A 25,011-nucleotide genomic window follows, 5' to 3' on the forward strand; every position below is an offset into this window, starting at 1 on the left:
CGTCTGTTTCTTTCGTCCGGGAAATAAACCCGCCCGTGCCAGGACGGCACGGGCCGGTCATCAGGCGCCGCGCCAGCGTCTGAAGATCAGTGAGGTGTTGATGCCCCCAAAGGCAAAGTTGTTGCTCTGAATGTAGTCGGTCTCAATCTCACGAGGCGCGCCCATGATGTAATCCAGCTGCCCGGCGTCAGCGGCAGGCTGCGTCAGGTTCAGCGTCGGCGCAAACCACCCTTCCCGCATCATCTCAATGCTCATCCAGGCTTCCAGCGCGCCACAGGCTCCCAGCGTATGGCCGAAATAGGATTTCAGCGATGAGACGGGTGTCGTGTCGCCATAGACCGCCGCCGTGGCGAGACTTTCAGCCATGTCGCCCCGCTCAGTGGCGGTACCGTGCGCATTCACATACCCAATCTCAGCGGCGGTAATCCCGGCGCTTTGCAACGCCCGCTCGATACAGATCTGCATGGTTTCCCGCTGTGGCTGGGTGATGTGCGCCGCGTCGCAGTTGGTATGAAAGCCGGTAAGTTCCGCGTAAATGGTTGCGCCACGCGCCTGCGCATGTTCCAGCGACTCCAGAATGAGCGTTCCGGCGCCTTCACCAATCACCAGGCCATCACGCTGCTGGTCAAAAGGTGCCGGCGTGGTGTGGGGCGCATCGTTGCGCTGACTGGTGGCAAACAGGGTGTCGAACACCGCTGCTTCTGACGGGCAGAGCTCCTCTGCCCCGCCAGCGACCATCACCGTCTGATAGCCGTGACGAATCGCCTCCCAGGCGTAGCCAATCGCCTGGCTGCCGGAGGTGCAGGCGCTGGACGTCGGGATCACCCGGCCGCGCAGGCCGAAAAAGAGTCCGGCATTGACAGCGGTGGTGTGTGGCATCATCTGGACGTAGGTGGTGCCGGTAATATTGTTGGTGTGCTTTTCCGTCAGCATGGTGGCGAACTCGCTGACCGGCCCGGTGCTGCCGGTCGACGAGCCGTAGGCGATACCGGTTTCGCCGCTGGTCAGCACCGGATGGTCAATCAGGCCCGCCTGGGTCAGCGCCAGCTCGGTAGCGCGCGTGGCCAGCAGCGACACGCGACCCATCGCGCGGATGCGCTTGCGGGTGTAGTGCGCCGGCAGCGTAAAGTCATCAATCGGTGCACCCAGCAGCGTATGCAGCCCGTCATAGACCTGCCACTCCGGCATAAAGCGCACGGCATTACGACCCGCCCGGATCCGCGCCGAGACTTCAGCCCAGGACTCCCCGAAGGCGGTGACGCCGCCCATGCCCGTCACGACGACACGATGGATCACAGCATGCCTCCATTGATCGAAATGACCTGACGCGTCACGTAACCCGCGATATCGGACATCAGATAGCTCGCCAGCCCGGCGACCTCTTCCGCCGCCCCCATGCGCTTCATCGGCACGATCTTCATCGCCTCATCGATGACCTGCGGGGCCAGCCCCTCCATCCCGGTGTCGATCAGACCCGGTGCAATGCAGTTAACGGTGATTTTGCGCTTAGCCAGTTCAATCGCCAGCGCTTTGGTGGCACCGATAATGCCCGCTTTCGCCGCGCTGTAGTTGACCTGACCGCGGTTGCCCATCATTCCCGATACCGAGGAGAGCGTGATGATACGCCCCCCGCGTCGCAGCGCGATCATCGGCATCACGCAGGGCTGGATCACGTTGTAAAAACTGTCGAGGTTAGTGTGGATCACGCTGTCCCACTCCTCATCTGTCAGCGCCGGGAAAGCGGCATCACGGGTGATGCCCGCGTTGCTGACCACACCGTAGTAGGCACCATGCTGCTCAATGTCAGCCTCCAGCGCGGCGCGGGTGGCGGCGCGATCGGCCACATCAAATCCCAGAACGCGACCGCTGCCGCCTGCGGCGACGATCGCCTCAAGGCACTGCTCAGCGCCAGCCCGATCGCGGTTGAAATGGACGATAACCTGAAAGCCATCCTGGGCGAGACGCAGCGCAATTGCGCGGCCGATGCCTTTACTGGCACCCGTCACCAATACCGAATCTGTCATGGTTGATTTCCTTGTGACATTAATTGCTGTAACTCTGCTTCATTGGGTTGATAAGTATTCAGACGACCGCTGGCCAGCAGCTGCGAGCCGTGGCGAATGTCGCCCTCAAAACTGCCCATGCGGTCGTCGCGCATCAGCAGCGTCATTCTGATATCCAGCGTGGCGCGGGCGGGAAAATGGGGCTGATGCGCCCGCCAGCCGCGTCCGCCGAGCAGCATACCGGGGGGGATCAGGGTGGCACCGCCCTGCTTTGCATGCCAGCCTGACCAGACGCCCACGGTCTGCGCCATCATCTCAACGCCAAACCAGGCCGGCAGTTCGCCCTGCGGCGTCAGAAAGGGCGTCAGGACGCCACCGGTGCAGGTCGAGACCTGACAGTGAACCTGATCATCGTCAACGCTAATCAGCTGATCGAGCAGCAGCATGGGTGCGGCGTGGGGCAGCCAGTGCGCGGCGGGAGAATTAAAAGTCATCGGGGCGTCCCAGTATCAGACAGGTGTTATTGCCGCCAAAGGCGAATGAATTTGAGGCGATGATCGGCCGCTCCAGCGCCTGCGGCTGTAACAGCAGGCCACAATCCGGCAGCGTCTCATCCTGTGCCGCCGCCCGGAAATCCTGGGCAGGCAGGGCTAGATTCTCCTGCAGGATCAGGGCGCTGAGCGCCGCTTCACAGATACCTGCCGCGCCGAGCGTATGGCCGGTCAGGTGCTTGGTCGAGCTGCACGGCACACGGTTACCAAACAGACGCGCGATAACACCGGCTTCCATCTGGTCGTTGAGCGGCGTCGCCGTGCCATGCAGATTGATATAGCCGACCTGCTGCGGCGACAGCGCCGCCTGCTGCAGCGCCATACGCATCGCCCGTTCAGCGCCTTCGCCCTGCGGATGCGGCGCGGACATGTGCCAGGCGTCAGACGATTCGCCCGCGCCCAGCAGCGCCAGCGGCTGCGGTTCACGCGTCAGCAGCATCAGCGCCGCCCCTTCACCGATAGAGATGCCGTCACGATCGCGGCTGAAAGGCGCGCAGCGACGTTCAGAGAGCGAGGCCAGGCTGTCGAATCCGTTAATCGGCATCCGGCTCATCGAGTCCGCTCCGCCCACCAGCGCCACATCCACCAGACCGGCTGCGATGAGTCGCTCACCGCTGATCACGGCGCGGGCACTGGAGGAGCAGGCGGTCGAAATGGTATAAGCCGGGCCATTCAGTTGCAGGTAGTGCGCCAGAAATCGGGAAGGATCGCCCAGCTCCTGCATCTGATAATGATAGTCAGGCTGAGGCGCACCAATCTGGCGATCGCCCTCATCCACACCCGAGGTACTGGTGCCGAGCACGATCGCGACCCGGTCAGCCCCATAGCGCGCCACGGCGGCGTCGAGTGCCGGGCGGATCTGCGCCAGCGCCGCCAGCAGCAGCTGATTATTGCGGGTGTTGTGCGCGCGTAAGACAGCCGGAACCGGCGGCAGCTCGCCCACAACGCGGCCAAGCCAGCAGCTGCGCTCGCCGCTCAGCCAGCCGTCACAGCGCTGCATGCCGGGCGCGATGCCCTGTTGCAGATGGGTGGCAATTTCCCGGTTGTTATTGCCCAGCGCATTCAGCATGCCGAAGGCGGAGAGGTAAATCATGAGGCGTCCAGATGTTGAATGCGGATCTGATAGCCAAACGCATGCTGGCGGATGCTGATCGGCTGGCGCAGAGAGCCGCGTTGCAGGTAATCAATTTCGGTCACCAGCTGGTTATCGGCATCGAACAGCTGGCGCTTTAGCCCCCGATCCTCCAGCCGCCAGCCGGACGGCAGCTGTTTCAGCCACACGTCCCGCGGCCAGTAGCTGAGCATGATGTCAGCCAGCACCTGGCTGGCTGGCGGCATCTGCGGCAGCGGCATCAGCTGCTGGGTGTGAATGCCACCGGCATCATAGCGCAGGCTGAACAGGCGAATGCCGACCGAGGAGAGTCCGGCCAGATCGATCTGCTGCTCATCGGCGCTGAGCAGCACCAGCAGCGACTGACTCTGACCTTTGACCTGTCCGGTCAGTAATTGCTGCTGCTGAAAAGCGGGATGGATACCCGGCGGCGGCAGCGTAACCTTTACGCCCGGTTTCAGCCAGGCGGTGGGACGGCTGCTGTCAGGTGCCGGTCCGGCGCAGGCGCTGAGCAGCAGCGCCGTCAGCAGAAGAGAGGCGGCGCGGATCATCGTTTACTCCTTGATCGGGTGGGTCGCATCGCCAGCGGCGACAGCAGGAAAGCGCTGAAAATGCCGCTGCATAAAACAGTGCCAAAACTGGCAATCGCACTGGTGCTGCTGAAGACCAGCATGCCCAGCGTCAGTAACGTCGTGATCATCGCCAGCGACACCGCCAGCAACGACGTCAGGGGCGTCCCCTGCGGATTGCTGAAAAAGAGCGTGTAGTTAATGCCGATGCCCAGCACCAGAATCAGCGCCAGCAGCGCAAAGAGATTCAGTGACGCGCCGATCCAGCCCAGCGTGGCCAGCGCCACCGCAAGCGACAGCGCCGACGGCAGCGCGCTGCGTAAGCCCGCGCGCAGGCCCAGACGCAGCACAAATGTCAGCGTGATGAACAGCAGCGCCAGCGCCAGCAGGCCGGTCAGCAGGGTGCGCCAGAAACTGAACAGCCTGTCGTAACCCGCCTTGCGGTCAATCCAGCTGACGCCGCTATGCTGCGCCGCGAGCGCCGCAAGGGCAGCGCTGTTTCTGACACCGCTGGTGGGGATCAGTACGCCGCTGCGGCCATCCGGCAGCGTCAGCCACAGCAGTCGCCACCCCTCACTCAGCGGACTGGCCAGCCACGCCGCGGGCGTCACCGGCATCGGGGAGAGATCCGGCGCAGCCAGGGCAACCCCCGCCTGCTGCAGGCGGCTCGTCACGGTGGGCACAGCCTGTTGCAACAGCTGGCGATCCTGCTGCTGCTGCGCCAGCGATCGCAGCGGCAGCAGACGATAGCCCTGCAGCCAGCCCTGCTGCTCTGCCCTGCGGAGATCCGGTGCCAGTTTTTCCAGCCGCTGCAGGGTTTGCTGCGCGTCATCGCCCCAGACCACAAACCAGGTCTGATCGGCTCGCTGCCCCGTCAGGGCAGCCAGCTGGCGATCCTGTGCCAGCAGCGAGGCCGGCGCACTTTGCAGATGGGCGATATCATCATCCACATTCAGCCGGGCGATACCGGTGGCGGCGAACATCGCCAGCGCCAGCGGTAAGCCGACGCGCAGCCCGCGCTGCCGTCGCCAGGCGGCGAGCCAGCGAGCCAGCGGCACCATCAGCGGCACCGGACGCACCGGCAGACCGCGCACCAGCCATGGATAGATCAGAATCACCGTCAGGCAGGAGGCCGTTAAGCCGCTGGCGGCAAATACCGCCAGCTGACGCAGTCCGGGGAACGGGGCCAGCAGCATCAGCAGCCAGGCGATCGCCGTGGTGCCCAGCGCCAGCAGCAGCGTGCCGCGCACTTTACGCAGACTCTCCCACGGCGTCTGCTGATCGCCGTGAACCATCCGCTCAGTGAGATAATAGAGGGTGTAGTCGGCGGAGATGCCGACAATGCTCAGGCTCATCACCAGCGTCATCAGATGCAGTTCCCCGAAGCAGAGCAGCGTCACCACCGTGCCGGTCATGGCTCCCACCGCTACGGAGGTCACCGCGAGCAGCAGTGGTCGCAGTGAGCGGAAGACCAGCAGCACCAGCAGGATAACGCCCCCCAGCGTTACGCTGCCCAGCGTTCTGACATCATGCTGCGCCCGCTGGCTGGCGTTGTCGCTGAACAGCACCGTGCCGCGCGTCAGCAGTTTCGCCTGCGGCCAGCGGGCTTTCAGCTGCTGCTCCAGCGCGCTGAGCCGTGTCACCAGCGCATGACTTTGCTGCATACTGAAAGCGTTATTCGCCAGTTCAGCGTGCAGGAAATACCACTGCCGCCCCTGCGCATCGCGCACCGTCAGCCAGCCGTTGTGCAGCGTCAGACGTCCGGCATTCTGCGCCAGCGCCAGCTGCGCCCCCCGCACCAGCATCAGCGGATCCCCCTGCAGCTCTTTGCTGCTGACACCCGAAAATGCCGAGAAGAGCTGCGCCAGCAGCCACTCCGCCTGCGCCCCGCCGCCGTTCTGCAAGCGGCTGCGCGTCGCCTCGTCGATCAGGCCATTGCGGTGTTGCCAGGCAAACCGGCCCCACGCCTCCTGCTGCCCGGCATCAAGGTCGCCCTGCACCTGCCTGAGGTCAGGCAGCGCGCGCAGCTGCGCCTGCCACCAGGCCGCGATGCCGGGATCGCCCTCTTCACCGGGTGAAACCAGCCACACCAGCTGGCGATCCAGCCGCTGCATAAAGGCCTGCTGCAGCGCGGGCGGCGCAGCCCCCAGATTCTGCTGCGGCAGCAGTGCCAGCACGCTGCTGTTGAGCTGGCTGCGCGGCAGCAGAAAAGAGAGCGCCGCCGCCAGCAGCAGGCAGATGGCGAGCCAGAGGATGGCAAGCCGTCGATCGTTACGGCCCGGCAAAACGCGCCTGCTCCTCGTCGCTCAGCTGCGGCGGTTCAGTACGGGTATTGCTGAGCTGAATCAGCGTTTTATCACCCTGCTTATCGTCCAGCCGGATGCTGTCCAGAAACGCATTGCCCGCCAGCGAGATACGGTTAAAAATTCTGTTAAGCGGCGCCGCTTTCGGGGTCAGCTCCAGCGCCCAGGCACCGTTGCCGCGATCGCTGAAGGCCACCGTGAAGTTCTGATTCAGCACCTTCTGATCGGCCTGGAACAGCGCCCGCAGCAGATGGTTGAACTGGAACATCTGCGGGTTACTGTCGGCAGTGATCACCTGCGGCTTCTGCCCGCTCAGGCTCTGCACCATGCGCTTATCATCCAGCAGCAGCGTCATCACAAAGGGGGTCTGCTGGTGCCACCACAGTCCCTGCTGACGCGCGATCAGCATCTGCCCGTGTGACACCAGCGGCTGACGCATCCCGGCAATGGTGCGCGTCTGGGTAAAGTCTGCCCGGATCACCGGCTGGCTGGCAAAACGCTGCTGCAGCTGATCCAGCGTGACCGCGCTGGCGGCACTGGCCCACAGCAGCAGGCCGGTTAGCATGATTTTCAGCATCCTTTCACTCCTAAACGTTCCAGTAAGATATCGGGTGAAACAAAGCACATGGCCTGACTCTCCTGCTCCACCGCCACCTGCAGGGTGTGTGCCTTAGTGGTGATCTGACCGGCGGCGTTTCGCACCTCATAGTCGATGCGCAGGCGGTTCTCAAACTCCGTAATCCGGGCGCTGACGCGAATCGTCTCTTCACAGCGCAGCGGATGACGGTATTTGACCCGGGTGTCGACCACCGGCCAGACGTAGCCGCTGGCCGCCATTTCGGCATAGCTGTAGTTGATGCTGCGCAGCAGGGCTTCGCGCGCGACTTCAAAGAAGCGGAAGTAGTTGCCGTGCCAGACCACCCCCATGGGATCGCAGTCGTGAAACGAGACGGTCAGGACGACGTCAGCCTGATGTTCAGTCATGGTCAGACTCCTTGTGGTGCGCCTGCGGATCAGGCAGCGTCCAGAAATCGAAAAAGTTAAACCAGTCGAGCGGTGCCAGCAGCGCGTAATGGGCCAGCCGCGCCGCATAGCGATCCACCGCCTCCTGCAGCGCCTGCTGACGTTGCGCACGCGGCAACAGCAGCGGATCGGCAAAGCGCTCACAGTGAATGCGCAGTTTACCCTGTTGCTGCAGGGCAAACATCAGCAGCACCGGACAGCGCAGCGCGGCCGCCAGCACAAAGGGCCCCTGCGGAAAGGGGGCGGGACGGCCGAGAAAGTCGCTCCAGATCACCCGTCGCTCGCCGCCACGCTGCGGATTGACCGCTGTGCGATCCCCGACGATCGCGACCCATTCGCCCGCATCCAGTTTCTGTTGCAGCAGGATCGCCGTCTCCGGCCCGATGTCGCTGACCGGCATCAGATTCACCCCGGCCTGCGGGGCAATGGTCTCCAGCACCGCGCGGAAACGTCGGGCGTTGTCGGTAAAGACCAGCGCGTTAATCACCAGACCGCTGACCTGCTGCGCCATGGCGCGGCAGGCTTCGATATCCCCCAGGTGGGAGGCCAGAATCAGCTTCCCCTGCGGTGCGGGCGTGCGGATCACCGCTTCCGCACCCGGTGCAAAATCGATATCACGCCCCCAGCGCAGATCGCCACGCCAGCTGGCCACTTTATCCATCATCGCGCCGCCAAACCGCAGGAAATGGCGATAGCTGTTAAGCCGGGCCGGCAGCGCAATCTGCCGCTGCTGCGCGGCGCGGCTGACCTGCGCCAGCCACTGCCGGGAGGCGCTGCGCGCACGCTGGCCACTCAGCCAGTAAACCGCCACCACCGGCCAGAGCAGCAGGGTAAAAGGCAGGCGTCCACCGTAGCGATAGACGGCCAGCATAAAGCGCAATCCCCACTGTCCGCGCCGTTCCGTTTCCACAGACCAGTGCGTCTGCGGTCTGCGCATCGCCAGCAGGCGGGGGATGCGCGGCAGCATGCCGAAAAAGAGCCGGGTGTGCATCCAGGAGATACGCAGGTTGTCATAGAGGGCATCGAAGTGCGACAGTCCGCTGACCGGATAGGTGACGCGGGTCGGGATAAAGCGACTGCGGGTGCCCTGCCAGTAGAGCCGCACCATGATTTCAGTGTCGAAATCCATGCGCTGTCCGACAGGCCGGCGGTCGCACAGTGCCAGCGTGGCGGCCAGCGGATAGACGCGGAAGCCGCACATGCTGTCGCGGATCGACAGCGACAGCGTCTCAATCCAGACCCAGAAATGGGTAATGTAGCGGCCATACAGGCGTGATTTTGGGATGGAGTCATCGTAGAGCGGCTGACCGGAGATCAGCGCATCGGGATAACGCGCCGCTTCCGCCAGCATTAACGGTAGATCTTCCGCCTGATGCTGACCGTCCGCGTCGAGCTGAACCGCGTGGGTGAAACCGCGCGCCGCCGCGGCCCGCAGGCCGTGGATCACCGCCGCCCCTTTGCCCTGATTGGTGTCGAGCCGCAGCAGGCTGAGATGCGGGGCGTGCAGCGTCGCCAGCTGCAGCTGGGTCGCCGCATCGCTGCCATCATCCACCACGATGATCGGCAGGTTAAAGGGAGCCAGCCGCGCCAGCACCGACGCCATCATCGCGCCGTGGTTGTAGCAGGGGATCACGACGCAGGGTGAGAACGCAGTCGTTAACACAGCGCGATCTTCCCGCTGCTGGCACTCTGCTCGCCCGCTTCACTCAGCAGGCTGTAGCGAAAACTCAGGCGCGATTTTTCGGCGTGCCACTCAAGGTGCAGTTGCAGCAGCGCGCCGGGGGGCACCGGCTGCTGGAATTTGATGTTATCGATGGCCGCAAACTGCCTGCCGGGAGCAAGCAGCAGCAGACCATAGTGCATCACCCAATCCAGCTGTGCCACGCCGGGCAGAATGGGCAGGGTCGGGAAGTGACCCTGAAACCAGAACAGTTCCGGCTCAACCTCTAACGTCAGCGTGACGCTGTTCGGCTGTAACGTTCGGCTGCGTTCAATCGGCAACATGAAAAAGTTCCTCTATTTGCGGCCAGGCGCGTTTGCTCTGGGTGGTGACCGGAATGGTGGCCACAACCCGCCAGTAGCGTGGCATGGCCAGCGGCTCCAGCCAGCGTTGCAGCTGCTGTTTCCACTGCTGACGGCGCTGATGCAGCGCCGCCTCATCCAGCGGTCGGGTGGGCGAAAGCACGACGCCTATCGCCTGCCGTTCATGGCGGGTCACCACCAGTGCCACGGCATCCTCTATCTCCGGCAGATCCCGCAGACGGCGCTCAATCTCACTGAGAGAGATGCGCTTGTCCGCGATTTTGACAATGCGGTCATGGCGGCCTGCCAGCTGAAAACCGCCGTCCGGCTGTTTGTGCAGGCGATCGTCCAGCGGGATGCCGTCCGCTGCGGCAATCAGCGGCGACCAGACCTGCCAGCGATCGGGACTCACCTCCTCCAGCCGGACGCCGGGGAAACAGCGCCACGCCTCCCCGGGCCGCGCCCACTGACGCCAGGCCAGGGTGCCGGTTTCGGTGCTGCCATAGATCTCACTGACCCGACAGCCAAAGCGCTGCCAGACCTGCTCAGCATCCGATGCGCGCAGCGCGCCACCGGCGGAGACAATCAGTTCACAGGCGGGCGTCTGCAGCGACCTGTCCAGTCGCGACAAAAAAGCGGGACTGCTGATAAAGGCATAGCGCCAGTGACGCGGAAGCTGAGCCAGCTGTTCGCCGTAAAACAGCGGCTGGGCGGCGAACGGGCGCGCCAGCGTCATCGGCAGGAAGATCCGGAACGATAAACCGTACAGGTGCTGATGGCTGACCGAAGCAATCACCCGGCACGCCCGGAGCTGTTCACCCCACAGGGCGCAGAGCCAGCGGCTCTCCTGCTCCATCACCGCCAGGGACTTTACCACCTGACGTGGCGTGCCGGTTGAACCCGATGTGAACAGCACCAGCTCAGCCCTCTCCGGCAGCGGCGGCAGCGCGCCCTGCGCTTCGGCCTCATCCCACGCCAGCCGTGGCAGGCTGACCGCCAGCGGCATGTCGCACAGCACGCCATCCAGCCGATCCTGCATCTCATCGAGCAGTGCGGCGCGGGCATGACCCGGCATCACCGGCGTTTTACCGGCATACCAGCTCGCCAGCAGCGCCACGCAGAAGCGGTAGCTGTCGTCAAAACAGAGCGCCCAGTGTGTGCCCGCCTCTGCCGCTAAGCGCTGGCTGAGCGCCAGCACCTGACGGCGCATGGTGCTGAGCATCAGCGTCTGATCGCCCCGCCAGGCGACTTCCCGGTCGGCGCCCGTCAGCCAGTCGGCCACCCTCATGCTTTGCGCCTCACGCGCTGACGGACGCACCACTCCGCGCCCATCAGCGCGGCGATAAGCAGATAGCTGATCGCGCCGTTCCACAATGTCCAGAGTCGCAGATTCCCCAGCAGGCAGGTGAAGAGCGCCATGCTGCCATTGCCGATAAAGAACAGGCACCAGATTTGGGTGACGCGGCGGGTGTAGCGCACCGCAGCAGGCGGAAGCGCGGGCTCACGCAGTCGGGCGATACGTTCCACCAGCGGCATCGCGCTCCAGAGCGAGGCGCCAAACAGCAGCAGCATCGCCAGATTGACCGCCACCGGATACCACAGCAGCAGATGCTGCGAGCGCAGCAGCTGGCTGCTGATACAGAGCAGCGCGCCGAGCAGGGCCAGCCAGCCCATCACGGCCCCCATGGCCGTATGCTGACGACGCAGCTGCAGCCAGCGCAGCCCAAACAGCAGCGCCAGCAGCCAGAAAAGTCCCTGCCAGCGCGGCTGGGTGAGCGCCAGCCAGACCAGCAACGGCCAGGCCAGCAGCGTCAGCAGATTGAGCAGGCGAAGAGTGGCAGCAGGCACGGCGGGATCAGGCGTCTTCGCGCATCAGTTGTTCGACCGCATCGACCACGTCCTGCACGGTTCGCACCGCGCGGAAGGTTTCCGGTTTGATTTTACGACCGGTGCGTTTCTGCAGGTGAACCACCATATCGACGGCATCGATGCTGTCGAGTTCGAGATCTTCATACAGGCGGGCCTCAGGATGGATATCCTCCGGCGCAATTTCAAACAGGCTGGTCAGCAGGGCCGACACTTCCTGATAAATCTCTTCTTTGTTCATCATAAAATGGTCTCCGCGTTCAGCTGCGCTGTTGGTTGACGAACGCTGCCAGCGTCGCAACAGAGAAGAAGTGGGCACGCAGGGTTTCACTCTCCGCAGAGAGCGTTACGCCGTAGCGATTTTTCACCGCCAGGCCAAGCTCCAGCGCATCAATTGAGTCCAGGCCGAGGCCGTCGCCAAACAGCGCATCTTCGGTCTCAATATCCTCGGGGCTGAGATCTTCAAGGTTCAGCGTGTCGATAATCATCTGTTTGATATCGTTGATTAATACATCCATACCGGTTTTCGTCTTACCTGTTCTGGGGGACCAGCGCCTGTTGTAAATGGCGGGTCAGGCGACGCGCGGCCAGCGGCTGCGCATCGGGATTGCTTTCACAAAACGACTGACTGTCGATTCGCGGTTGTACACGCACAGTAAACAGCGGTTTAACTGGCGGAATCTGATACCAGCGGCTCTGCTTATCGAGCATGCGCTGGCTGCAGGTGATGTGGACGACGCGCAGATCGCAGCCGGCGCGCACGGCGATATTGGCGGCGCCCCGCTGCAGGGAGAGCGGCTGACCGTAGCGGGTGCGGGTGCCTTCCGGAAAGATCAGAATATTGTCGCCGCGCGCCAGGCGCTGCTGACTGTCGGGCAGCAGCGTCTCCGCTTCACTGTTGATCAGATAGTCGGCCGCGCGGATCACCCCACGCATAAAAGGATTCTTCTGCAGATCGGCCTTCACCAGACAATCCATCTCCGGCAGCACCGAGGCGATCATCACGTAATCGATCAGCGAGGGATGGTTGGCCACGATCAGGCAGCCGCGATCCTGCTGCAGCAGCTCAGCGCCTTCGATGCGGTAGTCGTAGACCCCGGTCAGCCGGCAGAACCGCAGAAAGCAGCGGAAGCTGAACGCGATAGCGCGTCGGGCCAGCAGACGGCGGCGCAGCGAATCACGCTGCACCAGCAGCAGCAGATTGAAGCCCACCAGCGACAGCAGCAGTCCACCCAGGCCAAACAGCGTGAAACTCAGCGCGGTCATCACCAGACGCCAGCAGTAGTTCAGGCGGCTGCCCGCGCAGAGTGCCGGTTGTGAACAGTCAGCCATGTTCTCTCTCCCAGTGCCATGTCAGGCGTTCACCCGGCAGGCTGAACGCGGGCGACGCCGCCAGCCACTGCTGCAGAAAACGCAGGCTCTGCGGCCACAGCGGCGCGTGGGCCTGCGCCGGTTCAGGGCGACCGCTGCAGCGCAATGCCTCGCCTTTACCCAGCAGCAGCGCCACCGCATAAGGCACATTCATGCCCTGTTCCGGCAGCCAGTGTTGATAATAATCGGGCACGCAGCCGTCGAAATCGACCAGCAGCACCTGCTGATAACCCGCCTGATGCAGGGCGCTGACTTCAATCAATCCCTGCTGGAAAGAGTCGATGCCGGCGGCGATGGAGGTGGAGACCAGCGGCGCTTTGGCCGCAATAGTCAGGCTGCCCACCGCCGAGTTGTGAACCGACATGGCAAAATCAGTGGGTGACATCATCTGCTGATCGGCCAGCGTGGTGAGGATGCGCAGATTACGCTCCAGTTCGCCGTGACGGCTGGTGAAGACGATCGCGTCCACCCGCTGTCGGGCCAGCAGTGCCAGCCCGCACTCAACCGCCGCACGACTGCCGCCGCTCAGACGACGCGCGGTCATCATCGGTAAAAACTGCGGTTTCGCCATTTCTCCTGCGGGATCGATAGCGGTGCCCTGTCGCGCCCAGTCCTGCCAGGCCTCGTGCCCCTGTAATCCTGGAGCCAGGGCCTGCCAGTCGAGCAGTGAGTAAGCGAGTCTCATCTCAACATTCTTTCGTCAAACGTGTGGTGTCAGCAATTATCAGGACGTTACGCCTGCCCGGTGCAGAAAAGTGCATTGCTGAACGCCTCTGCCGATCGCGCCACCGGCGTTCACGGTAGAGGTTTATGCTGAGGTTCAGCAATAGCAGCTCATCTGATTTGTCGGCCGGGTGGAGCCAATCTTTATACTCAGGTCCTCTGACGGGACGTTATTGCGACGGGAGACGCCTTATTGCGCCGCCAGCGCCGACAGGCGCAACTGAATGTCCTGATCCAGATTGGCGATCCAGCGGTTGTAGTTACTGTGGATCTGCCCCTGCCCTGCTTTCAGGTTTTCACTGCTGACATAGTCGATGCGGTAGTTCTGGCTGGTGTAGGTGATGCGAATGGTCGCCGCGAAACCACGCTGGGCCAGGCGGCCAGTGATCACGCCTGGCGATACGGGGGTCATCACCCATTTACGGCCAATGCCGGCTTCAATGATCGCCGTTTTCATCTGGTTATCGCTGTAGCGCTGCGTCAGGCTCTGATTCACATTGTGAATCGGTGCGGTGCGGGCACAACCGGTCAATAACGCAGCAACCACGGCCAGCGTGAAAATCGTCTTCTTATTCATCAGGAATCCCTTCTTTTATGATATTTATCAGTAATATAAACGGATAATTCGCCGTGCGCAGCCTGCGCTTTTCGTGCGCTTTTCCGTCTGGCTGGTGTAAAACCCGCGCATGATACCATCGAATGTAAAGACAGGTAAGCAGAAGTATGCATCGCTTTATAGCGGATATTCGGGGGATTGCGGCGGAGGAAACAGGCTCTCCTGCTGTCGTCAGGGGGCCGATCCGCGCCGTAAAACTCTGGCGACGGCTGGATCGGCCTGGAAGATTATGGCGTTGCGGCGGGCGTCCAGCCTCCCCCCAGCGCACGATAGAGATCGATCTGCGCCAGCAGGAGGTTATTTTTGACGGTGACCCGATTAAGCTGGGTGGAAAACAGGGTGCGCTGCGCATCCAGCTCATCCAGATAAGAGGCATAACCGTTCTGATAGCGGTTGCGGGCAATGCGCAGCGCCTCGGTCACGTAGGCCTCCTGCTTTTGCAGCTCCTGAAGCTGGGCTTCTCGCTGCCTGATGGCGTCAACCGCATCGTTGACTTCCGAGAAGGCGTTGCGCACCACTTTTTCATAGCTGTAAAGCGCCTGGTTCCGCGTGGCCATTGATACATCGACCTGCGCCGTCAGCGCTTCACGGTTCAGCAAGGGCGCCAGAATGCTGCCGCCCACGCTCCAGAGCCGGAACGGATTATCCGCTAACTGATGCAGCACCGAACTCTGCAGGGTGCCGCTGGCGGTGAGGTTAAGCGACGGCAGCAGCTTCGCCTGTGACGACGCCAGGCTGGCATCGGCCGCCAGCAGCTGACGCTGCGCCTGCACGATGTCGGGACGGCGGTTGAGTAGCGCAGAAGGCAGCAGCGACGGCATCTGCTGCGGCAGAATCTGGTCAAACTGCTGACGCCGGGCAAGGGTACGCGGGTTCATTCCCACCAGAATGCTCAGCGCATTCTCCTGCTGGGCGATCTGATGCTGCAGCTGCGGTATCTGCGCTTTGGCCGACTGATATTCTGAGGCCGCCTGCATCCACTCCAGCCGGGAGGTGTAGCCGGTTTCAAACTGACGCCGGGCCAGCTTCAGCGAATTATTTCGGGTGGCGAGCGTCGCCTCGGTGACCCGCAGCTGCTCATCCAGCGCACACAGGTTGAGGTAACCCGACGCGACCGAGCTGGCGATGGTCAGCTCAGCAGCGGAAGCCGCCGCCTGCTGCGCTGCTAAGGTCGCCTGCGCCGCCGTGATGCTGCTGCTGCGCGCGCCCCACAGATCAACCTCGTAGCTGGCCTGTAACAGTCCCTGAAACACATCGGTCTCATAAGGCTGCCCCGTCACTGACGAGAGCGTGCGTTCACGGGTCGCGGCCACACCGGCGCTGATGGTGGGAAAGTTATCACCCTGCGTGGCGCGCAGCTGGGCGCGATACTGATCGACCCGGGATCGCGCCGTAAGAATATCGGGATTGTTGCGCAGCGCCTGGCTGACCAGCCGGTTGAGATACTCATCATGAAAGGCACGCCACCACTCTGCCTCCGGCGCGGCGCCCGGGCCGACACTCTCCCGCCAGGCCGCCGGGATCGGCAGCGAGGCCGGTGCCTTTTCAACCTGTGTGGCGCAGCCTGACAGCAGCAGTGACAGGGCAGCGATCGCTACGCGGCCCCTCATGGCGCAGCCTCACCGGCGGGCCGGGCGGCCGTATCGATGCTGACCTCCACGGACATGCCGGGACGCAGCTGTGCCATATCCTGCTCCTTCAGGCGGATGCGAACCGGAATGCGCTGTGCGATTTTGACAAAGTTGCCGGTGGCGTTGTCGGGTGAAATGGCACTGAACTCTGAGCCTGCAGCCGGGGAGATAAACTCCACCTCGCCGTTAAAGCGCTTGCCATCCAGCGCATCGACCCGAATCGTCACCGGCAGGCCGGGACGAATATGGGCCAGCTGGGTCTCTTTCAGATTGGCGATAATCCATTTGTGATTGGGCACCACCGACGTCAGGCGGGTTCCGGCAGTGACATAGGCGCCGGTGCGGACCGACAGCTGACCGAGCTGGCCGTCATCCGGGGCGGTAATCCGGGTATTCGCCAGGTCGATCTCCGCCAGTTCCAGAGCGGCACGCGCGCTGGCGACATCCCCCTCCAGCGCATCACGGTTTACAATGACCGTTTGCAGATTCTGCTGTGCCACGGCGATCTGCGCCGCCGCCTGACGCACCTGCGCCTGCGCCTGGGCGCTGGCGGCGCGGGCGGCATCACGCTCACGCACCGAGAGCGATCCATCCGCCGCAAGGTTCTCAACCCGCTTCAGATCGAAGCCGCTTTTTAACGCCTGGGCTTTGGCATTCTCCAGTGCCGCTTTGTTGCTCTGAATCGTCGCTTCTGCGCTGCGACGCTGCTGCAGGTTATTGTTCAGCGCCGCCTGCTTCATCGCCAGCTGCGCCTGCGCCTGATGCACCCGCTGACGATAGATCCGATCGTCAATCGTCATCAGTAACTGCCCTTTTTTCACCGGCTGCAGATCAATCACCTCCACCGAGGTGAGATAGCCACTGACCTGCGGGCTGATAAAGGTCACCTGACCGCGCACATAGGCATTTTCGGTGCTCTGCACCGCGCTGGTAAAGGGCCAGAGTTGCCAGGCGTAGAGAATAACCAGCACGCCCAGCACCACAATGCCGCTACCCACGGCGACAGAAAGAATACGGCGGCGATTAACACGTTCGCGTTCTGCAGCCTGAAGCTCATCCTGCTGACTCATTATTTCTCCCTTAAATCCTGTAATGCGGCCAGCTGTTGCTGCTCACGCAGGTTAAATCGCGCCTGACGCCACTCCAGATAACGGCGACGGGTTAAACGCCAGATTACCCACATCAGCGTCGCCAGCGCCAGCGCGGCGGTGAGCAGATAGGTGTCGTTATAGGCGAGCACGTTCGCCTGCAGTGTGGCGACCGTCTGAAGCTGGCTGGTGCTCTGCGCACCGCGCAGCACGCTGTCACCCACCAGCGGGTTAAACAGCGCATTATACTGGCTGAGCCGCTCGGTAACATTGGGATCGAGCAGGGAAAGCTGATCGCCCAGCAGGCTGGAGTGATATTTTTCCCGCCAGACCTGAAAGGTGCCCAGAATGGCGGAACCGATCAGACCGCCAAGGTTCTGGCTCATGCCAAACAGCACCACAAAACTGACCAGATTCTTTGGCTGGGTCACGACGCTGCCAATCCCCATCAGCATGGCGGGCGCCATAAAAAAAGCGCTGCTGAAACCCAGCAGGAACTGGCTGAAATACATTTCGGGCCCCCGGGTCAGCGGGCTGGATTGCGAATCCATCAGTGAAGCGATAATCATCACCACCAGCGAGGCGACAATCGGCCAGTTCAGATGATTGGGTTTAATGGTCAGCGCGCTGGCAGCAATGCCGACAATGACCCCGGCGATAATAGCCAGCGCCAGACCGCGCATCTGATCGTTCTGCAGGCCGAGCTGCTGTAAGAAGCCGACCGCGCCGGTGTTCTGTTCGGCCAGGACGATACGGATCATGATCATCACGATGCCCAGCCGCACCATGTTTCCGCTGCTGAGCCAGCGGGTATTGATCAGCGGATTGCGCCGGTTATGTTCGATCACCATCGCCGCGACAATCAGCGTCAGCGCTATCGCGGTACAGATACCGAGCCAGGGCGTGGTGAACCACCACTCAATCCGCCCCAGCGACAGCACGCCGCACAGCAGCGCCATGCCGGGTGCCAGCAGAATGAAAGTAACGAAATCCATTTTCTCAAAAGTTTTGATGCGGTCACCCGGCGGCAGTTTCACCATCAGCACCCCGCCCAGCGCAATCATCGCCAGACCGAGTTCAAACAGATAGAGACCGCGCCACTCGTTGAGCTGCAGCAGTTCAGAGGAGAAGAGTCGGGCCAGCGGAATGGCGAGCTGCGACACCGTCAGGCCGATAACCAGCGCTTTCAGGCGATGTTTTGCGGGCCAGGCCTGCACCTGATAGTAGATGCCGAGTGAGCTGAGTGCGGCCGCCACCATGCCGTGCGCGGTGCGCACAATAATTGCGGAACTGAGGTCGTTGGCAAACAGATGAAAGAACGCCACCAGCACATAGAGCACCAGGAACGCCTCGGTAAAGACCCGCAGTCCAAACTGCTGGCGGAACTTCACCAGCAGCAGGTTGATCGAGATATTGCCCATCACATAGACCGCAGGCAGCCAGGCAATTTCATTCGACCAGGCACCAAAGGTGCCCTGCAGATTGACCAGATTTGCTGTGACCAGCGCGTTACTCAGCGCACCGGTCAGGGAAATCAGCAGACCGATCAGGCCAAACGCCAGGCGTTTGGGCATCGGGTGCAGCGGGGTCGAGGGCGAGCCCGGCAGCATGGGTTTTTCGTGCGGTAACCACTCGCGTGCAGCGTAGGGATTTCGCTTTGCCACTGCTACATACTTCCCATACGACTCAGCAGTTGTTGCAGCACACGTTCGGTGACGGCCAGATCCTGCGGGTCGATGTCAGCCAGCATCTCCGTACGCAGCGCATCGGCCTCGGTTTTCACGCGGGCAAACGCCTCGTTGCCTTTTTCGGTCAGCACCAGGTGGCGCTTGCGGCGATCTTCCGGCGGCTGCACCCGCGTCAGCAGCGACTGTTTGACCAGCCGATCCACCAGCGGAACCATGCTGGCATCTTCCAGCCCCAGCAATTGCGCCAGTTCGGTTTGCGTCATGCGTTCCGGTTCGCTGGCGATCAGGCCAATAGCCATCCAGCTGCTCATACTTAAGCCGCTGTCTCTGAGATGACGATCTACCGCCAGGCGCCAGGCATGTGCGGTCAGGTGCAGTAAATGGGTGAAGGTACGGGTATGCTGAGACAAATGTTAGCAGCCTAATGGTTAGGATTCTGATTAAATAGAAAGGTTATTATACGCAAAGCAAAACGGGATTGAAAAGCGCCCGTTCTGTTAAAAACTAGTGGATCACGGCAGAATGTCCAGAGTCCGCTATCGGGAGCCCGATAATATGAAACAGCCAGCAGCAAACTGGGTGGATCTCCGCCGTGACGCCATCAGCGGTATTGAGGCGCTGCGCGCTCATTTTACCGGTCACGCCTATGATCCGCACTGGCATGACAGCTATCTGATCGGTGTGACTGAGCAGGGAGTACAGCAGTTTCACTCGCGGCGCAGACAGCACCGGAGCCGACCCGGCACGGTGTTTATGCTGGAACCGGAAGAGCTGCATGATGGGGATGCCATTAACGAACAGGGTTTCACCTACCGTATGCTCTACCTTTCTCCACAGCAGATTGCACAGCACCTCAACCCGGCCGGGCGTGACGCGCCGCCCTCCCCCGCATTACAGTTTGCTGCAACGCTGCGCGACGATCGGTCGCTGGCCTATGCCGTCTGGCATGCCTTCGAGGCGCTGTGGCACAACCATCCCGCCCTGATCAAAGAGGCGGTTCTGGATCGGTTATTCTCTCAGCTCACGCCGCACCAGCAGATCTTCCTGCCCGATCGCCAGCCGGACAAAGATACGGTGCTGGCATTACAGGCGCGTGACTGGCTGATCGCCCATCATGCGGAAAATCCCGGCCTGGCGCAGATGGCACAGCAGCTGCAGGTGGACCGCTTCCGGTTATCACGCCTGTTTCAGGCGCACTGGGGCCTGCCGCCTCACGCCTGGCTGGTGCAGTGGCGGCTGAGCCAGGCGCGCCGGCAGCTGGCGCAGGGCCAGCCGGTTGCCGACGTGGCCGCTGCGCTGGGTTTTGCCGACCAGAGCCATCTGGGGCGCTGGTTTAAACGCGCCTGCCAGCTCACGCCGTCACGCTATCAGCACGCCTGCACAAATCTTCCAGACCCGAACTGACACCGTTGCCACAATGCGTTTTTTGAGTGAGGAGAAACGCAATGCAGGACTTACGATGTGTGATGATACTGAATGCCGCGCTGCCAGCCGGTAAAGCCACCAACGCCGCTGCCGTGCTGGCATTAACGCTGGGGCAGCGTCATCCGGAGCTGGTTGGCGATGCACTGGAAGATGCGGAGCGCCATCCCTCCCCCGGTCTGATCAGCACCGGTATTCCCGTGCTGGCGGCCACCGATGAGCAGCTGCGGGCACTGCTGCTGGAGGCTGAAGAGGCCGGGTACGACCGGGTGCTGTTTCCCGAAGAGGGACAGGCCACCACCGATTATCAGGCGCTCAGCATCGCCCTGCGCCAGCAATCGCGGCGGCAGTGGCGGCTGCTGGGTCTCGCGATCGTGGGTGATAAAAAAGCGCTGCGTAAGCTGACGGCAAAGCTGGCGTTATTTGCCTGATCACCCTGCGGGGTGCCTGACTGTTTTTATCTGTCCGGTCGGATCTGCGGGTTGTATAGGTTCTCTGTACAGATTTTTTCTCGGAATAATCCTTATAAGCTGCTGAAAAGCGGCAAATAGCACATTTTGCAAAAGGATTCGATTGTACAGATTGGCTTTCATTGTATAACTTTACTGCCACGAGTTGTCATGCGACTCTGTAACGAATGATGCACTTGCGTCGCCTCTGAAGGTGTCAGTGGATTTCCACCTTCAGAGGTTATTTTTTATCTGCGTTATGTTAACGCTGGCACCATCGCATCTGTCCATGCGATGGCTTTTTTGATCGATTTTGTCCTGACATCCGAACCGGAATCGGGCTGTTATGAAGGGCTTACACATGCAAAATACACTTCCCCGGACTGACCAGGAAATTGCCGACTATTTCAATCCCGCAGCGAATAAACCCGCCAGCGAGATGGAAATGCTGGGTGTCCTGATCGCAGAAATCCTGCAATCGGGTATGCCTGTCAGTAATAAGGCCATTATTTCAAAGCTGATCCACCGACTGGAACTGGAAAGCGACAGGGATTCGCTGGATATCTACCGTCAGCTGCTTGACCTGGTGGTCCACAAAACCCCGGATGACTTTTAGCTGTAGTCGCGATTCCAGGGAGGGAATCCACCGCCTTTTTCTGGTATCTTCGTCGATCCCCCGGTAGTATCTGCCTCTCACTGTTTATCCCATTCTTTCCGCCTTCCGCGCGGGAGCAAAATAACTAAAGAGCCTGCAATCCTTTATGACCCAGACTAATGATGTTACCGCAACTGACGTTGTGGCGGGCGATATCAGCACGGGGCGCGTACTGCGTTCGCCTGCGCTGCTGACCCGCGAATGCCTGGCCGGTGTGATTACCGCGCTGGCCCTGATCCCCGAAGTGATCTCCTTTTCCGTGATAGCCGGTGTCGACCCGAAAGTCAGCCTGGTCGCTTCGGTGGTACTCTGTCTGACCCTGTCGATTCTGGGCGGTCGCCCGGCAATGGTCACAGCTGCCGCCGGTTCCGTGGCGCTGGTCATCGGGCCGATGGTGCATCTGCATGGCGTGGAATATATTCTGCCCGCCGTTGTGCTGGGCGGCATCATCCAGATTCTGTTTGGCCTGGCCGGTCTGGCGCGCATGATGCGTTACATTCCCCGCTCGGTAATGCTGGGGTTCGTGAATGCGCTTGGGGTCCTGATTTTCTTTGCACAGGTGCCGCACGTCTGGGGTCAGTCACCCCTGGTGTGGATCTTCTTTGCCGTCACCCTGGCCATTGTGCTGCTGCTGCCGCGCCTGATAAAAAGTGTGCCCTCCCCGCTGGTCGCCATTGTGGTGGTGACGGCGGTGGCACTGCTGATGGGCTATCGCATGCCGAACGTGGGTGACGAGGGGCCGATGAGCCCTGGCCTGCCCGGGTTGAATACGCTGCTGGTGCCCCTGAACCTGCAGACGCTGCAGATTATCTGGCCCACGGCACTGAGTATCGCGTTTGTCGGGCTGATGGAGTCGCTGCTGACCGCCAAACTGGTCGATGATCTGACGGATACCCCCTCCAGTAAGCGCCGTGAATCCTGGGGCCTGGGCGTGGCGAACATTCTGGCGGGCTTCTATGGCGGTATTGCGGGCTGCGCGATGATCGGACAGACCATCGTCAACGTGGAACTGGGTCGGGCACGCAGCCGGGTCTCTACCGTCGCGGCCGGCCTGGTGCTGCTGTTACTGGTGACCGGACTGAGCCAGATTATGGCGCAGATCCCGATGGTGGTTCTGGCGGGCATCATGATGGTCGTCGCGGTGAAAACCGTTAACTGGCATAGCCTGCAGCCCGCCACCCTGAAGCGTATGCCGTGGTCAGAAACGCTGATTATGGTGCTGACGGTGGCGGTCACGGTCTGGACGGGCAATCTGGCGCTGGGTGTGCTTGCGGGGGTGATCCTTGCCATGCTGCTCTTTGCCCGCCGCATTGCGCATGTTATCCATGCAGAGCGTCAGCTGAGCGATGATGGTCAGTCGGTGCGCTATGTCGTGCGCGGCCCGCTCTTCTTCGCCAGCAGCAACGACCTGTTTGAGCATTTCGATTACGCTCACGATCCCAAAAAGGTCACGATCGATTTAACCCACGCGCAGATCTGGGATGCGTCCAGCGTCGCGGCGCTGGATGGCATTGAGTATCGCTATCAAAGATATGGTGTCGAAGTGACGATTGAGGGGCTGGATTCACGCAGTACCGATTTCCATCAACGTCTGACCGGTAACTTCGGTTAACGTGCGCGGTTCTGCTGCCTCTGCGGCAGCAGAACCTGTTATGCCTGCTGACGCCGCGTCCGGTAGCGGCCAACCATCGTCATCAGAGCCTGATAGATTAATCCCGCATAGAGACTCATCAGAATTGCCAGACCCGGCGCTTTGCCCTGCTCCTGCCATGACATAAACCACATGAACACGCCCCACAAGAGAGAAAAGACCAGCCAGCCGCGGACGAACTTCATTATGCCATTCATAACCACTCCTCTTAATTGATGCGCTACCTTAGCGATCTCTGATCTGAAACGCATGGTTACCGTGCACAAGTTGCGAAGCATCTCAAATAATCGACAATAACATTGCCGTCTGCTTCACGTCAGGCGTTTTGACGGCGCTTATCTATACTTAACGCTCCGCTTAACCGATCAGGGAATTACGATGAAACGTACTGCTTATCTGTTATCGACGCTGACCATCCTTGCTACGCTGACCGCCTGCGCACCGACCCCACCGCCCCGACATGCCCCGCCGCCGCCGCCACCAGGCAAAGATGCCCCACCGCCGCCGCCGGGTGGACAGGCACCGGTGGGCGCACCCGGTGGCGTCGGTCCGGCAGGCCAGCCTCAGGCCTGATATTAATCAGTCAGCCTGCCCTGCAGGCTGGCTGATGCCGCCCCCCGCATGGGACGTTACCCATTCTGCCGGCAGGCAGCGACGCTATTCCCCCATTCTGCTCCTGTCCCTTCTCATTACCCGGCGGCTGACCCGGCAGCGAAAGCGTTACCTGCTGTCCGCCAGGGTCGCAGAGAGCAAAAACCGGCAAGCCCGACTTTCGGGACAGAGTTATTCAGCTACCCTTAAGTTTCAGGCAGCCTGTTCCGGCGGCACGTAATGGTCAGATTATGCAGAGGTCAACACTATGCCTTCAGGACAATTCTACGTGATTGATCAACCCGAGCTGAGTTTTACGGCGAATTATCATCTTGATACGGTCAATGATAAACCCTTTCCCTCGCGGCTGGTGCTGGAGATCCAGAAGTCAGTTCAGCCCACCGACGCCTTTGCGGCTTTCAGCATCGGACATGAAGTGACGTTTGTGTCATCCAGTGGTGAGGCACAGCGGATGGTGCTGATCAGTGACACGCCGGATGAACTGGTGTTCAGCTCGCGTGGCTGAGGGGATGCAGGCAGAAAACAGAATCTGTGCGGTATAACAGGCACAAAAAAACCGCCCTTATGAGGCGGTCATACGACACTGCTTATCATTGATTTTATTGGTAAATCGATATGGTGCCCGGGGCGGGACTTGAACCCGCACGACCTTACGATCGAGGGATTTTAAATCCCTTGTGTCTACCGATTTCACCACCCGGGCAGGGTGTAACTGGAGGCGCGTCCCGGAGTCGAACCGAGGTACACGGATTTGCAATCCGCTGCATAGCCACTCTGCCAACGCGCCTTAAACTGATGTGCCGCCAGGTTAACCTGACCTGCGAATCTGGAGCGGGAAACGAGACTCGAACTCGCGACCCCGACCTTGGCAAGGTCGTGCTCTACCAACTGAGCTATTCCCGCAATTTTCAGCAATTTCGTCGAACCTGCTGATTTTACTTATCTTCTGACAGACACGCTGCCTTTCGATGCGTTGCATTCTACTGACCTGACGCGATGAGTCAATAAAATTATCCTCACCGCCTGTCCGTTTGCTGCTTTTTAAATCGTATCGATCACGGTTCGAGCAGATCGCCGCGCGCCGCGCTTAAATACTGGAACATTGACCAGAAAGTCAGCACCGCAGCCACATACAACGCGACGACGCCCACCGCCACAATGGTGGAATCCGGACGCCACAGCAAGGCAAACAGTGAGAACATCTGAGCCGTGGTTTTGACTTTACCAATCCAGGACACCGATACGCTGCTGCGTTTGCCAATCTCCGCCATCCACTCACGCAGCGCAGAGATAATGATCTCGCGCGCAATCATGGTTGCGGCAGGAAGAGTAATCCACCAGGCGTGGAAATATTCTGCGACCAGCACCAGCGCAATCGCGACCATGACTTTGTCCGCCACCGGATCGAGAAAAGCCCCGAAACGCGTCGTCTGCTTCCAGCGGCGCGCCAGGAAGCCATCAAACCAGTCGGTGATGGCTGCAAAGACAAAAATCAATGCGGTAGCAAGCGGTGCCCAGGTGAACGGCAGATAGAAAGCCAGCACAAAGAACGGGATGAGCACGACTCGAAACAGGGTGAGACACGTCGGAATGTTTAATTGCATATGCCGGTAACTGTCTGGATATAGGTAGAATTTAGCCTATGTTCCTACATTGC

At 61.1% G+C, this 25,011-nt stretch carries 29 protein-coding genes and 3 tRNA genes; 6 read left to right on the top strand and 26 right to left on the bottom strand.

All coding sequences use genetic code 11. The annotated features are described in order from the left end of the window. Window positions 1-60 precede the first annotated feature (60 nt). From HFD92_RS04550 to HFD92_RS04650, 21 genes are all read right to left on the bottom strand, one after another. Window positions 61-1,296 (bottom strand): beta-ketoacyl-ACP synthase, encoded by a 1,236-nt coding sequence (locus HFD92_RS04550; protein ID WP_185185187.1) that lies wholly within the window; start codon window positions 1,294-1,296, stop codon window positions 61-63. Continuing rightward, window positions 1,293-2,024, bottom strand: coding sequence for a 3-ketoacyl-ACP reductase FabG2 (locus HFD92_RS04555; protein ID WP_111208049.1), 732 nt, complete (start codon window positions 2,022-2,024; stop codon window positions 1,293-1,295). Before HFD92_RS04555 ends, HFD92_RS04550 begins: the two co-directional genes overlap by 4 nt. Continuing rightward, window positions 2,021-2,497, bottom strand: a complete 477-nt coding sequence (locus HFD92_RS04560) for a hotdog family protein (protein ID WP_009090925.1) — start codon at window positions 2,495-2,497, stop codon at window positions 2,021-2,023. The genes HFD92_RS04555 and HFD92_RS04560 overlap by 4 nt, the downstream gene beginning before the upstream one ends. After that, window positions 2,487-3,647: a beta-ketoacyl-[acyl-carrier-protein] synthase family protein gene (locus tag HFD92_RS04565; RefSeq protein WP_167428399.1), complete on the bottom strand. Its 1,161-nt coding sequence runs from the start codon at window positions 3,645-3,647 to the stop codon at window positions 2,487-2,489. The genes HFD92_RS04560 and HFD92_RS04565 overlap by 11 nt, the downstream gene beginning before the upstream one ends. Next, the gene (locus tag HFD92_RS04570) at window positions 3,644-4,216 is read right to left on the bottom strand and encodes a DUF3261 domain-containing protein (RefSeq protein WP_167428400.1); all 573 of its coding nucleotides are present in this window, start codon (window positions 4,214-4,216) and stop codon (window positions 3,644-3,646) included. The genes HFD92_RS04565 and HFD92_RS04570 overlap by 4 nt, the downstream gene beginning before the upstream one ends. After that, window positions 4,213-6,519, bottom strand: a complete 2,307-nt coding sequence (locus HFD92_RS04575) for an MMPL family transporter (RefSeq protein WP_167428401.1) — start codon at window positions 6,517-6,519, stop codon at window positions 4,213-4,215. Before HFD92_RS04575 ends, HFD92_RS04570 begins: the two co-directional genes overlap by 4 nt. After that, on the bottom strand, window positions 6,506-7,114 hold the full coding sequence (locus HFD92_RS04580; protein WP_058957989.1) for an outer membrane lipoprotein carrier protein LolA: 609 nt from the start codon (window positions 7,112-7,114) through the stop codon (window positions 6,506-6,508). Before HFD92_RS04580 ends, HFD92_RS04575 begins: the two co-directional genes overlap by 14 nt. Further along, complete coding sequence (locus HFD92_RS04585) at window positions 7,108-7,521, bottom strand: thioesterase family protein (protein WP_009090934.1); 414 nt, start codon at window positions 7,519-7,521, stop codon at window positions 7,108-7,110. Before HFD92_RS04585 ends, HFD92_RS04580 begins: the two co-directional genes overlap by 7 nt. Continuing rightward, a complete protein-coding gene (locus tag HFD92_RS04590) occupies window positions 7,514-9,223 on the bottom strand; it encodes a glycosyltransferase (protein ID WP_167428402.1) in 1,710 nt (569 codons plus the stop codon). The genes HFD92_RS04585 and HFD92_RS04590 overlap by 8 nt, the downstream gene beginning before the upstream one ends. Further along, the gene (locus tag HFD92_RS04595) at window positions 9,217-9,564 is read right to left on the bottom strand and encodes a 3-hydroxyacyl-ACP dehydratase FabZ family protein (RefSeq protein ID WP_140924354.1); all 348 of its coding nucleotides are present in this window, start codon (window positions 9,562-9,564) and stop codon (window positions 9,217-9,219) included. The genes HFD92_RS04590 and HFD92_RS04595 overlap by 7 nt, the downstream gene beginning before the upstream one ends. Then, window positions 9,551-10,870: an AMP-binding protein gene (locus HFD92_RS04600; RefSeq protein ID WP_167428403.1), complete on the bottom strand. Its 1,320-nt coding sequence runs from the start codon at window positions 10,868-10,870 to the stop codon at window positions 9,551-9,553. Before HFD92_RS04600 ends, HFD92_RS04595 begins: the two co-directional genes overlap by 14 nt. Beyond that, a complete protein-coding gene (locus tag HFD92_RS04605; protein ID WP_167428404.1) occupies window positions 10,867-11,430 on the bottom strand; it encodes a hypothetical protein in 564 nt (187 codons plus the stop codon). The genes HFD92_RS04600 and HFD92_RS04605 overlap by 4 nt, the downstream gene beginning before the upstream one ends. Window positions 11,431-11,437: 7 nt before the next feature. Beyond that, window positions 11,438-11,692: an acyl carrier protein gene (locus HFD92_RS04610; RefSeq protein WP_009090944.1), complete on the bottom strand. Its 255-nt coding sequence runs from the start codon at window positions 11,690-11,692 to the stop codon at window positions 11,438-11,440. A gap of 16 nt (window positions 11,693-11,708) precedes the next feature. Further along, window positions 11,709-11,966: a phosphopantetheine-binding protein gene (locus HFD92_RS04615; protein ID WP_009090946.1), complete on the bottom strand. Its 258-nt coding sequence runs from the start codon at window positions 11,964-11,966 to the stop codon at window positions 11,709-11,711. Window positions 11,967-11,979: 13 nt separating this feature from the next. After that, a complete protein-coding gene (locus HFD92_RS04620) occupies window positions 11,980-12,780 on the bottom strand; it encodes a 1-acyl-sn-glycerol-3-phosphate acyltransferase (RefSeq protein ID WP_009090948.1) in 801 nt (266 codons plus the stop codon). Then, window positions 12,773-13,504 carry a beta-ketoacyl synthase chain length factor gene (locus HFD92_RS04625; RefSeq protein ID WP_167428405.1) on the bottom strand — a complete coding sequence of 244 codons (732 nt, stop codon included), beginning with the start codon at window positions 13,502-13,504 and terminating at the stop codon, window positions 12,773-12,775. Before HFD92_RS04625 ends, HFD92_RS04620 begins: the two co-directional genes overlap by 8 nt. Before the next feature lie 228 nt (window positions 13,505-13,732). Then, a complete protein-coding gene (locus HFD92_RS04630; protein WP_009090952.1) occupies window positions 13,733-14,119 on the bottom strand; it encodes a hypothetical protein in 387 nt (128 codons plus the stop codon). A 266-nt stretch (window positions 14,120-14,385) separates the two neighbouring features. Next, window positions 14,386-15,768, bottom strand: coding sequence for an efflux transporter outer membrane subunit (locus HFD92_RS04635; RefSeq protein WP_167428406.1), 1,383 nt, complete (start codon window positions 15,766-15,768; stop codon window positions 14,386-14,388). After that, a complete protein-coding gene (locus tag HFD92_RS04640) occupies window positions 15,765-16,859 on the bottom strand; it encodes an HlyD family secretion protein (protein ID WP_154927874.1) in 1,095 nt (364 codons plus the stop codon). Before HFD92_RS04640 ends, HFD92_RS04635 begins: the two co-directional genes overlap by 4 nt. Continuing rightward, window positions 16,859-18,541, bottom strand: a complete 1,683-nt coding sequence (locus HFD92_RS04645; protein WP_167428407.1) for an MFS transporter — start codon at window positions 18,539-18,541, stop codon at window positions 16,859-16,861. The genes HFD92_RS04640 and HFD92_RS04645 overlap by 1 nt, the downstream gene beginning before the upstream one ends. A gap of 2 nt (window positions 18,542-18,543) precedes the next feature. Then, a complete protein-coding gene (locus HFD92_RS04650) occupies window positions 18,544-18,975 on the bottom strand; it encodes a MarR family winged helix-turn-helix transcriptional regulator (RefSeq protein ID WP_009090959.1) in 432 nt (143 codons plus the stop codon). 145 nt (window positions 18,976-19,120) lie between these two features. Here HFD92_RS04650 and HFD92_RS04655 point away from each other — a divergent pair, with 145 nt between their 5' ends. The 4 genes from HFD92_RS04655 (at window position 19,121) to HFD92_RS04670 (ending at window position 22,703) form a co-directional block, all read left to right on the top strand. Beyond that, a complete protein-coding gene (locus HFD92_RS04655) occupies window positions 19,121-19,969 on the top strand; it encodes an AraC family transcriptional regulator (protein ID WP_111208060.1) in 849 nt (282 codons plus the stop codon). 41 nt (window positions 19,970-20,010) lie between these two features. After that, entirely contained in the window at window positions 20,011-20,418 is a 408-nt protein-coding gene (locus tag HFD92_RS04660; RefSeq protein ID WP_111208061.1) for a DUF2000 domain-containing protein, read from the top strand. 379 nt (window positions 20,419-20,797) lie between these two features. Continuing rightward, complete coding sequence (locus HFD92_RS04665; RefSeq protein WP_033736573.1) at window positions 20,798-21,052, top strand: biofilm/acid-resistance regulator YmgB/AriR; 255 nt, start codon at window positions 20,798-20,800, stop codon at window positions 21,050-21,052. 145 nt (window positions 21,053-21,197) lie between these two features. Then, the gene (locus HFD92_RS04670) at window positions 21,198-22,703 is read left to right on the top strand and encodes a SulP family inorganic anion transporter (RefSeq protein ID WP_167428408.1); all 1,506 of its coding nucleotides are present in this window, start codon (window positions 21,198-21,200) and stop codon (window positions 22,701-22,703) included. Between the two features lie 38 nt (window positions 22,704-22,741). Here HFD92_RS04670 and HFD92_RS04675 read toward each other — a convergent pair whose 3' ends face one another. Next, window positions 22,742-22,939 carry a DUF6404 family protein gene (locus HFD92_RS04675; RefSeq protein ID WP_009090969.1) on the bottom strand — a complete coding sequence of 66 codons (198 nt, stop codon included), beginning with the start codon at window positions 22,937-22,939 and terminating at the stop codon, window positions 22,742-22,744. Between the two features lie 181 nt (window positions 22,940-23,120). Between HFD92_RS04675 and HFD92_RS04680 the strand changes: the two genes are divergently transcribed. Beyond that, window positions 23,121-23,315 carry a hypothetical protein gene (locus tag HFD92_RS04680; protein ID WP_167428409.1) on the top strand — a complete coding sequence of 65 codons (195 nt, stop codon included), beginning with the start codon at window positions 23,121-23,123 and terminating at the stop codon, window positions 23,313-23,315. A gap of 307 nt (window positions 23,316-23,622) precedes the next feature. Further along, window positions 23,623-23,859, top strand: coding sequence for a hypothetical protein (locus tag HFD92_RS04685; RefSeq protein ID WP_255461695.1), 237 nt, complete (start codon window positions 23,623-23,625; stop codon window positions 23,857-23,859). A 111-nt stretch (window positions 23,860-23,970) separates the two neighbouring features. Here the strand turns inward: HFD92_RS04685 and HFD92_RS04690 are convergent. From HFD92_RS04690 to pgsA, 4 genes are all read right to left on the bottom strand, one after another. After that, window positions 23,971-24,057 (bottom strand) — tRNA-Leu (locus HFD92_RS04690). Window positions 24,058-24,067: 10 nt separating this feature from the next. Then, window positions 24,068-24,141 (bottom strand) — tRNA-Cys (locus tag HFD92_RS04695). 40 nt (window positions 24,142-24,181) lie between these two features. Beyond that, window positions 24,182-24,257 (bottom strand) — tRNA-Gly (locus HFD92_RS04700). A 152-nt stretch (window positions 24,258-24,409) separates the two neighbouring features. Continuing rightward, the gene (pgsA, locus tag HFD92_RS04705; RefSeq protein WP_140924373.1) at window positions 24,410-24,958 is read right to left on the bottom strand and encodes a CDP-diacylglycerol--glycerol-3-phosphate 3-phosphatidyltransferase; all 549 of its coding nucleotides are present in this window, start codon (window positions 24,956-24,958) and stop codon (window positions 24,410-24,412) included. Between the last annotated feature and the right edge of the window lie 53 nt (window positions 24,959-25,011).

Source organism: Pantoea sp. EKM101V, assembly GCF_011800325.1.
Lineage (GTDB): Bacteria > Pseudomonadota > Gammaproteobacteria > Enterobacterales > Enterobacteriaceae > Pantoea > Pantoea anthophila.

Excerpts from the sequence above, each read along its gene's own strand:
- HFD92_RS04625 (WP_167428405.1), bottom strand. The coding sequence starts at position 13,504 with ATGAGACTCGCTTACTCACTGCTCGACTGGCAGGCCCTGGCTCCAGGA.
- HFD92_RS04600 (WP_167428403.1), bottom strand. The coding sequence starts at position 10,870 with ATGAGGGTGGCCGACTGGCTGACGGGCGCCGACCGGGAAGTCGCCTGG.
- HFD92_RS04670 (WP_167428408.1), top strand. The coding sequence starts at position 21,198 with ATGACCCAGACTAATGATGTTACCGCAACTGACGTTGTGGCGGGCGAT.
- HFD92_RS04615 (WP_009090946.1), bottom strand. The coding sequence starts at position 11,966 with ATGGATGTATTAATCAACGATATCAAACAGATGATTATCGACACGCTG.
- HFD92_RS04675 (WP_009090969.1), bottom strand. The coding sequence starts at position 22,939 with ATGAATGGCATAATGAAGTTCGTCCGCGGCTGGCTGGTCTTTTCTCTC.
- HFD92_RS04640 (WP_154927874.1), bottom strand. The coding sequence starts at position 16,859 with ATGAGTCAGCAGGATGAGCTTCAGGCTGCAGAACGCGAACGTGTTAAT.
- HFD92_RS04655 (WP_111208060.1), top strand. The coding sequence starts at position 19,121 with ATGAAACAGCCAGCAGCAAACTGGGTGGATCTCCGCCGTGACGCCATC.
- HFD92_RS04555 (WP_111208049.1), bottom strand. The coding sequence starts at position 2,024 with ATGACAGATTCGGTATTGGTGACGGGTGCCAGTAAAGGCATCGGCCGC.
- HFD92_RS04680 (WP_167428409.1), top strand. The coding sequence starts at position 23,121 with ATGAAACGTACTGCTTATCTGTTATCGACGCTGACCATCCTTGCTACG.
- HFD92_RS04610 (WP_009090944.1), bottom strand. The coding sequence starts at position 11,692 with ATGATGAACAAAGAAGAGATTTATCAGGAAGTGTCGGCCCTGCTGACC.
- HFD92_RS04565 (WP_167428399.1), bottom strand. The coding sequence starts at position 3,647 with ATGATTTACCTCTCCGCCTTCGGCATGCTGAATGCGCTGGGCAATAAC.
- HFD92_RS04665 (WP_033736573.1), top strand. The coding sequence starts at position 20,798 with ATGCAAAATACACTTCCCCGGACTGACCAGGAAATTGCCGACTATTTC.
- HFD92_RS04580 (WP_058957989.1), bottom strand. The coding sequence starts at position 7,114 with ATGCTGAAAATCATGCTAACCGGCCTGCTGCTGTGGGCCAGTGCCGCC.
- HFD92_RS04620 (WP_009090948.1), bottom strand. The coding sequence starts at position 12,780 with ATGGCTGACTGTTCACAACCGGCACTCTGCGCGGGCAGCCGCCTGAAC.
- HFD92_RS04560 (WP_009090925.1), bottom strand. The coding sequence starts at position 2,497 with ATGACTTTTAATTCTCCCGCCGCGCACTGGCTGCCCCACGCCGCACCC.
- HFD92_RS04585 (WP_009090934.1), bottom strand. The coding sequence starts at position 7,521 with ATGACTGAACATCAGGCTGACGTCGTCCTGACCGTCTCGTTTCACGAC.
- HFD92_RS04635 (WP_167428406.1), bottom strand. The coding sequence starts at position 15,768 with ATGAGGGGCCGCGTAGCGATCGCTGCCCTGTCACTGCTGCTGTCAGGC.
- HFD92_RS04630 (WP_009090952.1), bottom strand. The coding sequence starts at position 14,119 with ATGAATAAGAAGACGATTTTCACGCTGGCCGTGGTTGCTGCGTTATTG.
- pgsA (WP_140924373.1), bottom strand. The coding sequence starts at position 24,958 with ATGCAATTAAACATTCCGACGTGTCTCACCCTGTTTCGAGTCGTGCTC.
- HFD92_RS04595 (WP_140924354.1), bottom strand. The coding sequence starts at position 9,564 with ATGTTGCCGATTGAACGCAGCCGAACGTTACAGCCGAACAGCGTCACG.
- HFD92_RS04660 (WP_111208061.1), top strand. The coding sequence starts at position 20,011 with ATGCAGGACTTACGATGTGTGATGATACTGAATGCCGCGCTGCCAGCC.
- HFD92_RS04570 (WP_167428400.1), bottom strand. The coding sequence starts at position 4,216 with ATGATCCGCGCCGCCTCTCTTCTGCTGACGGCGCTGCTGCTCAGCGCC.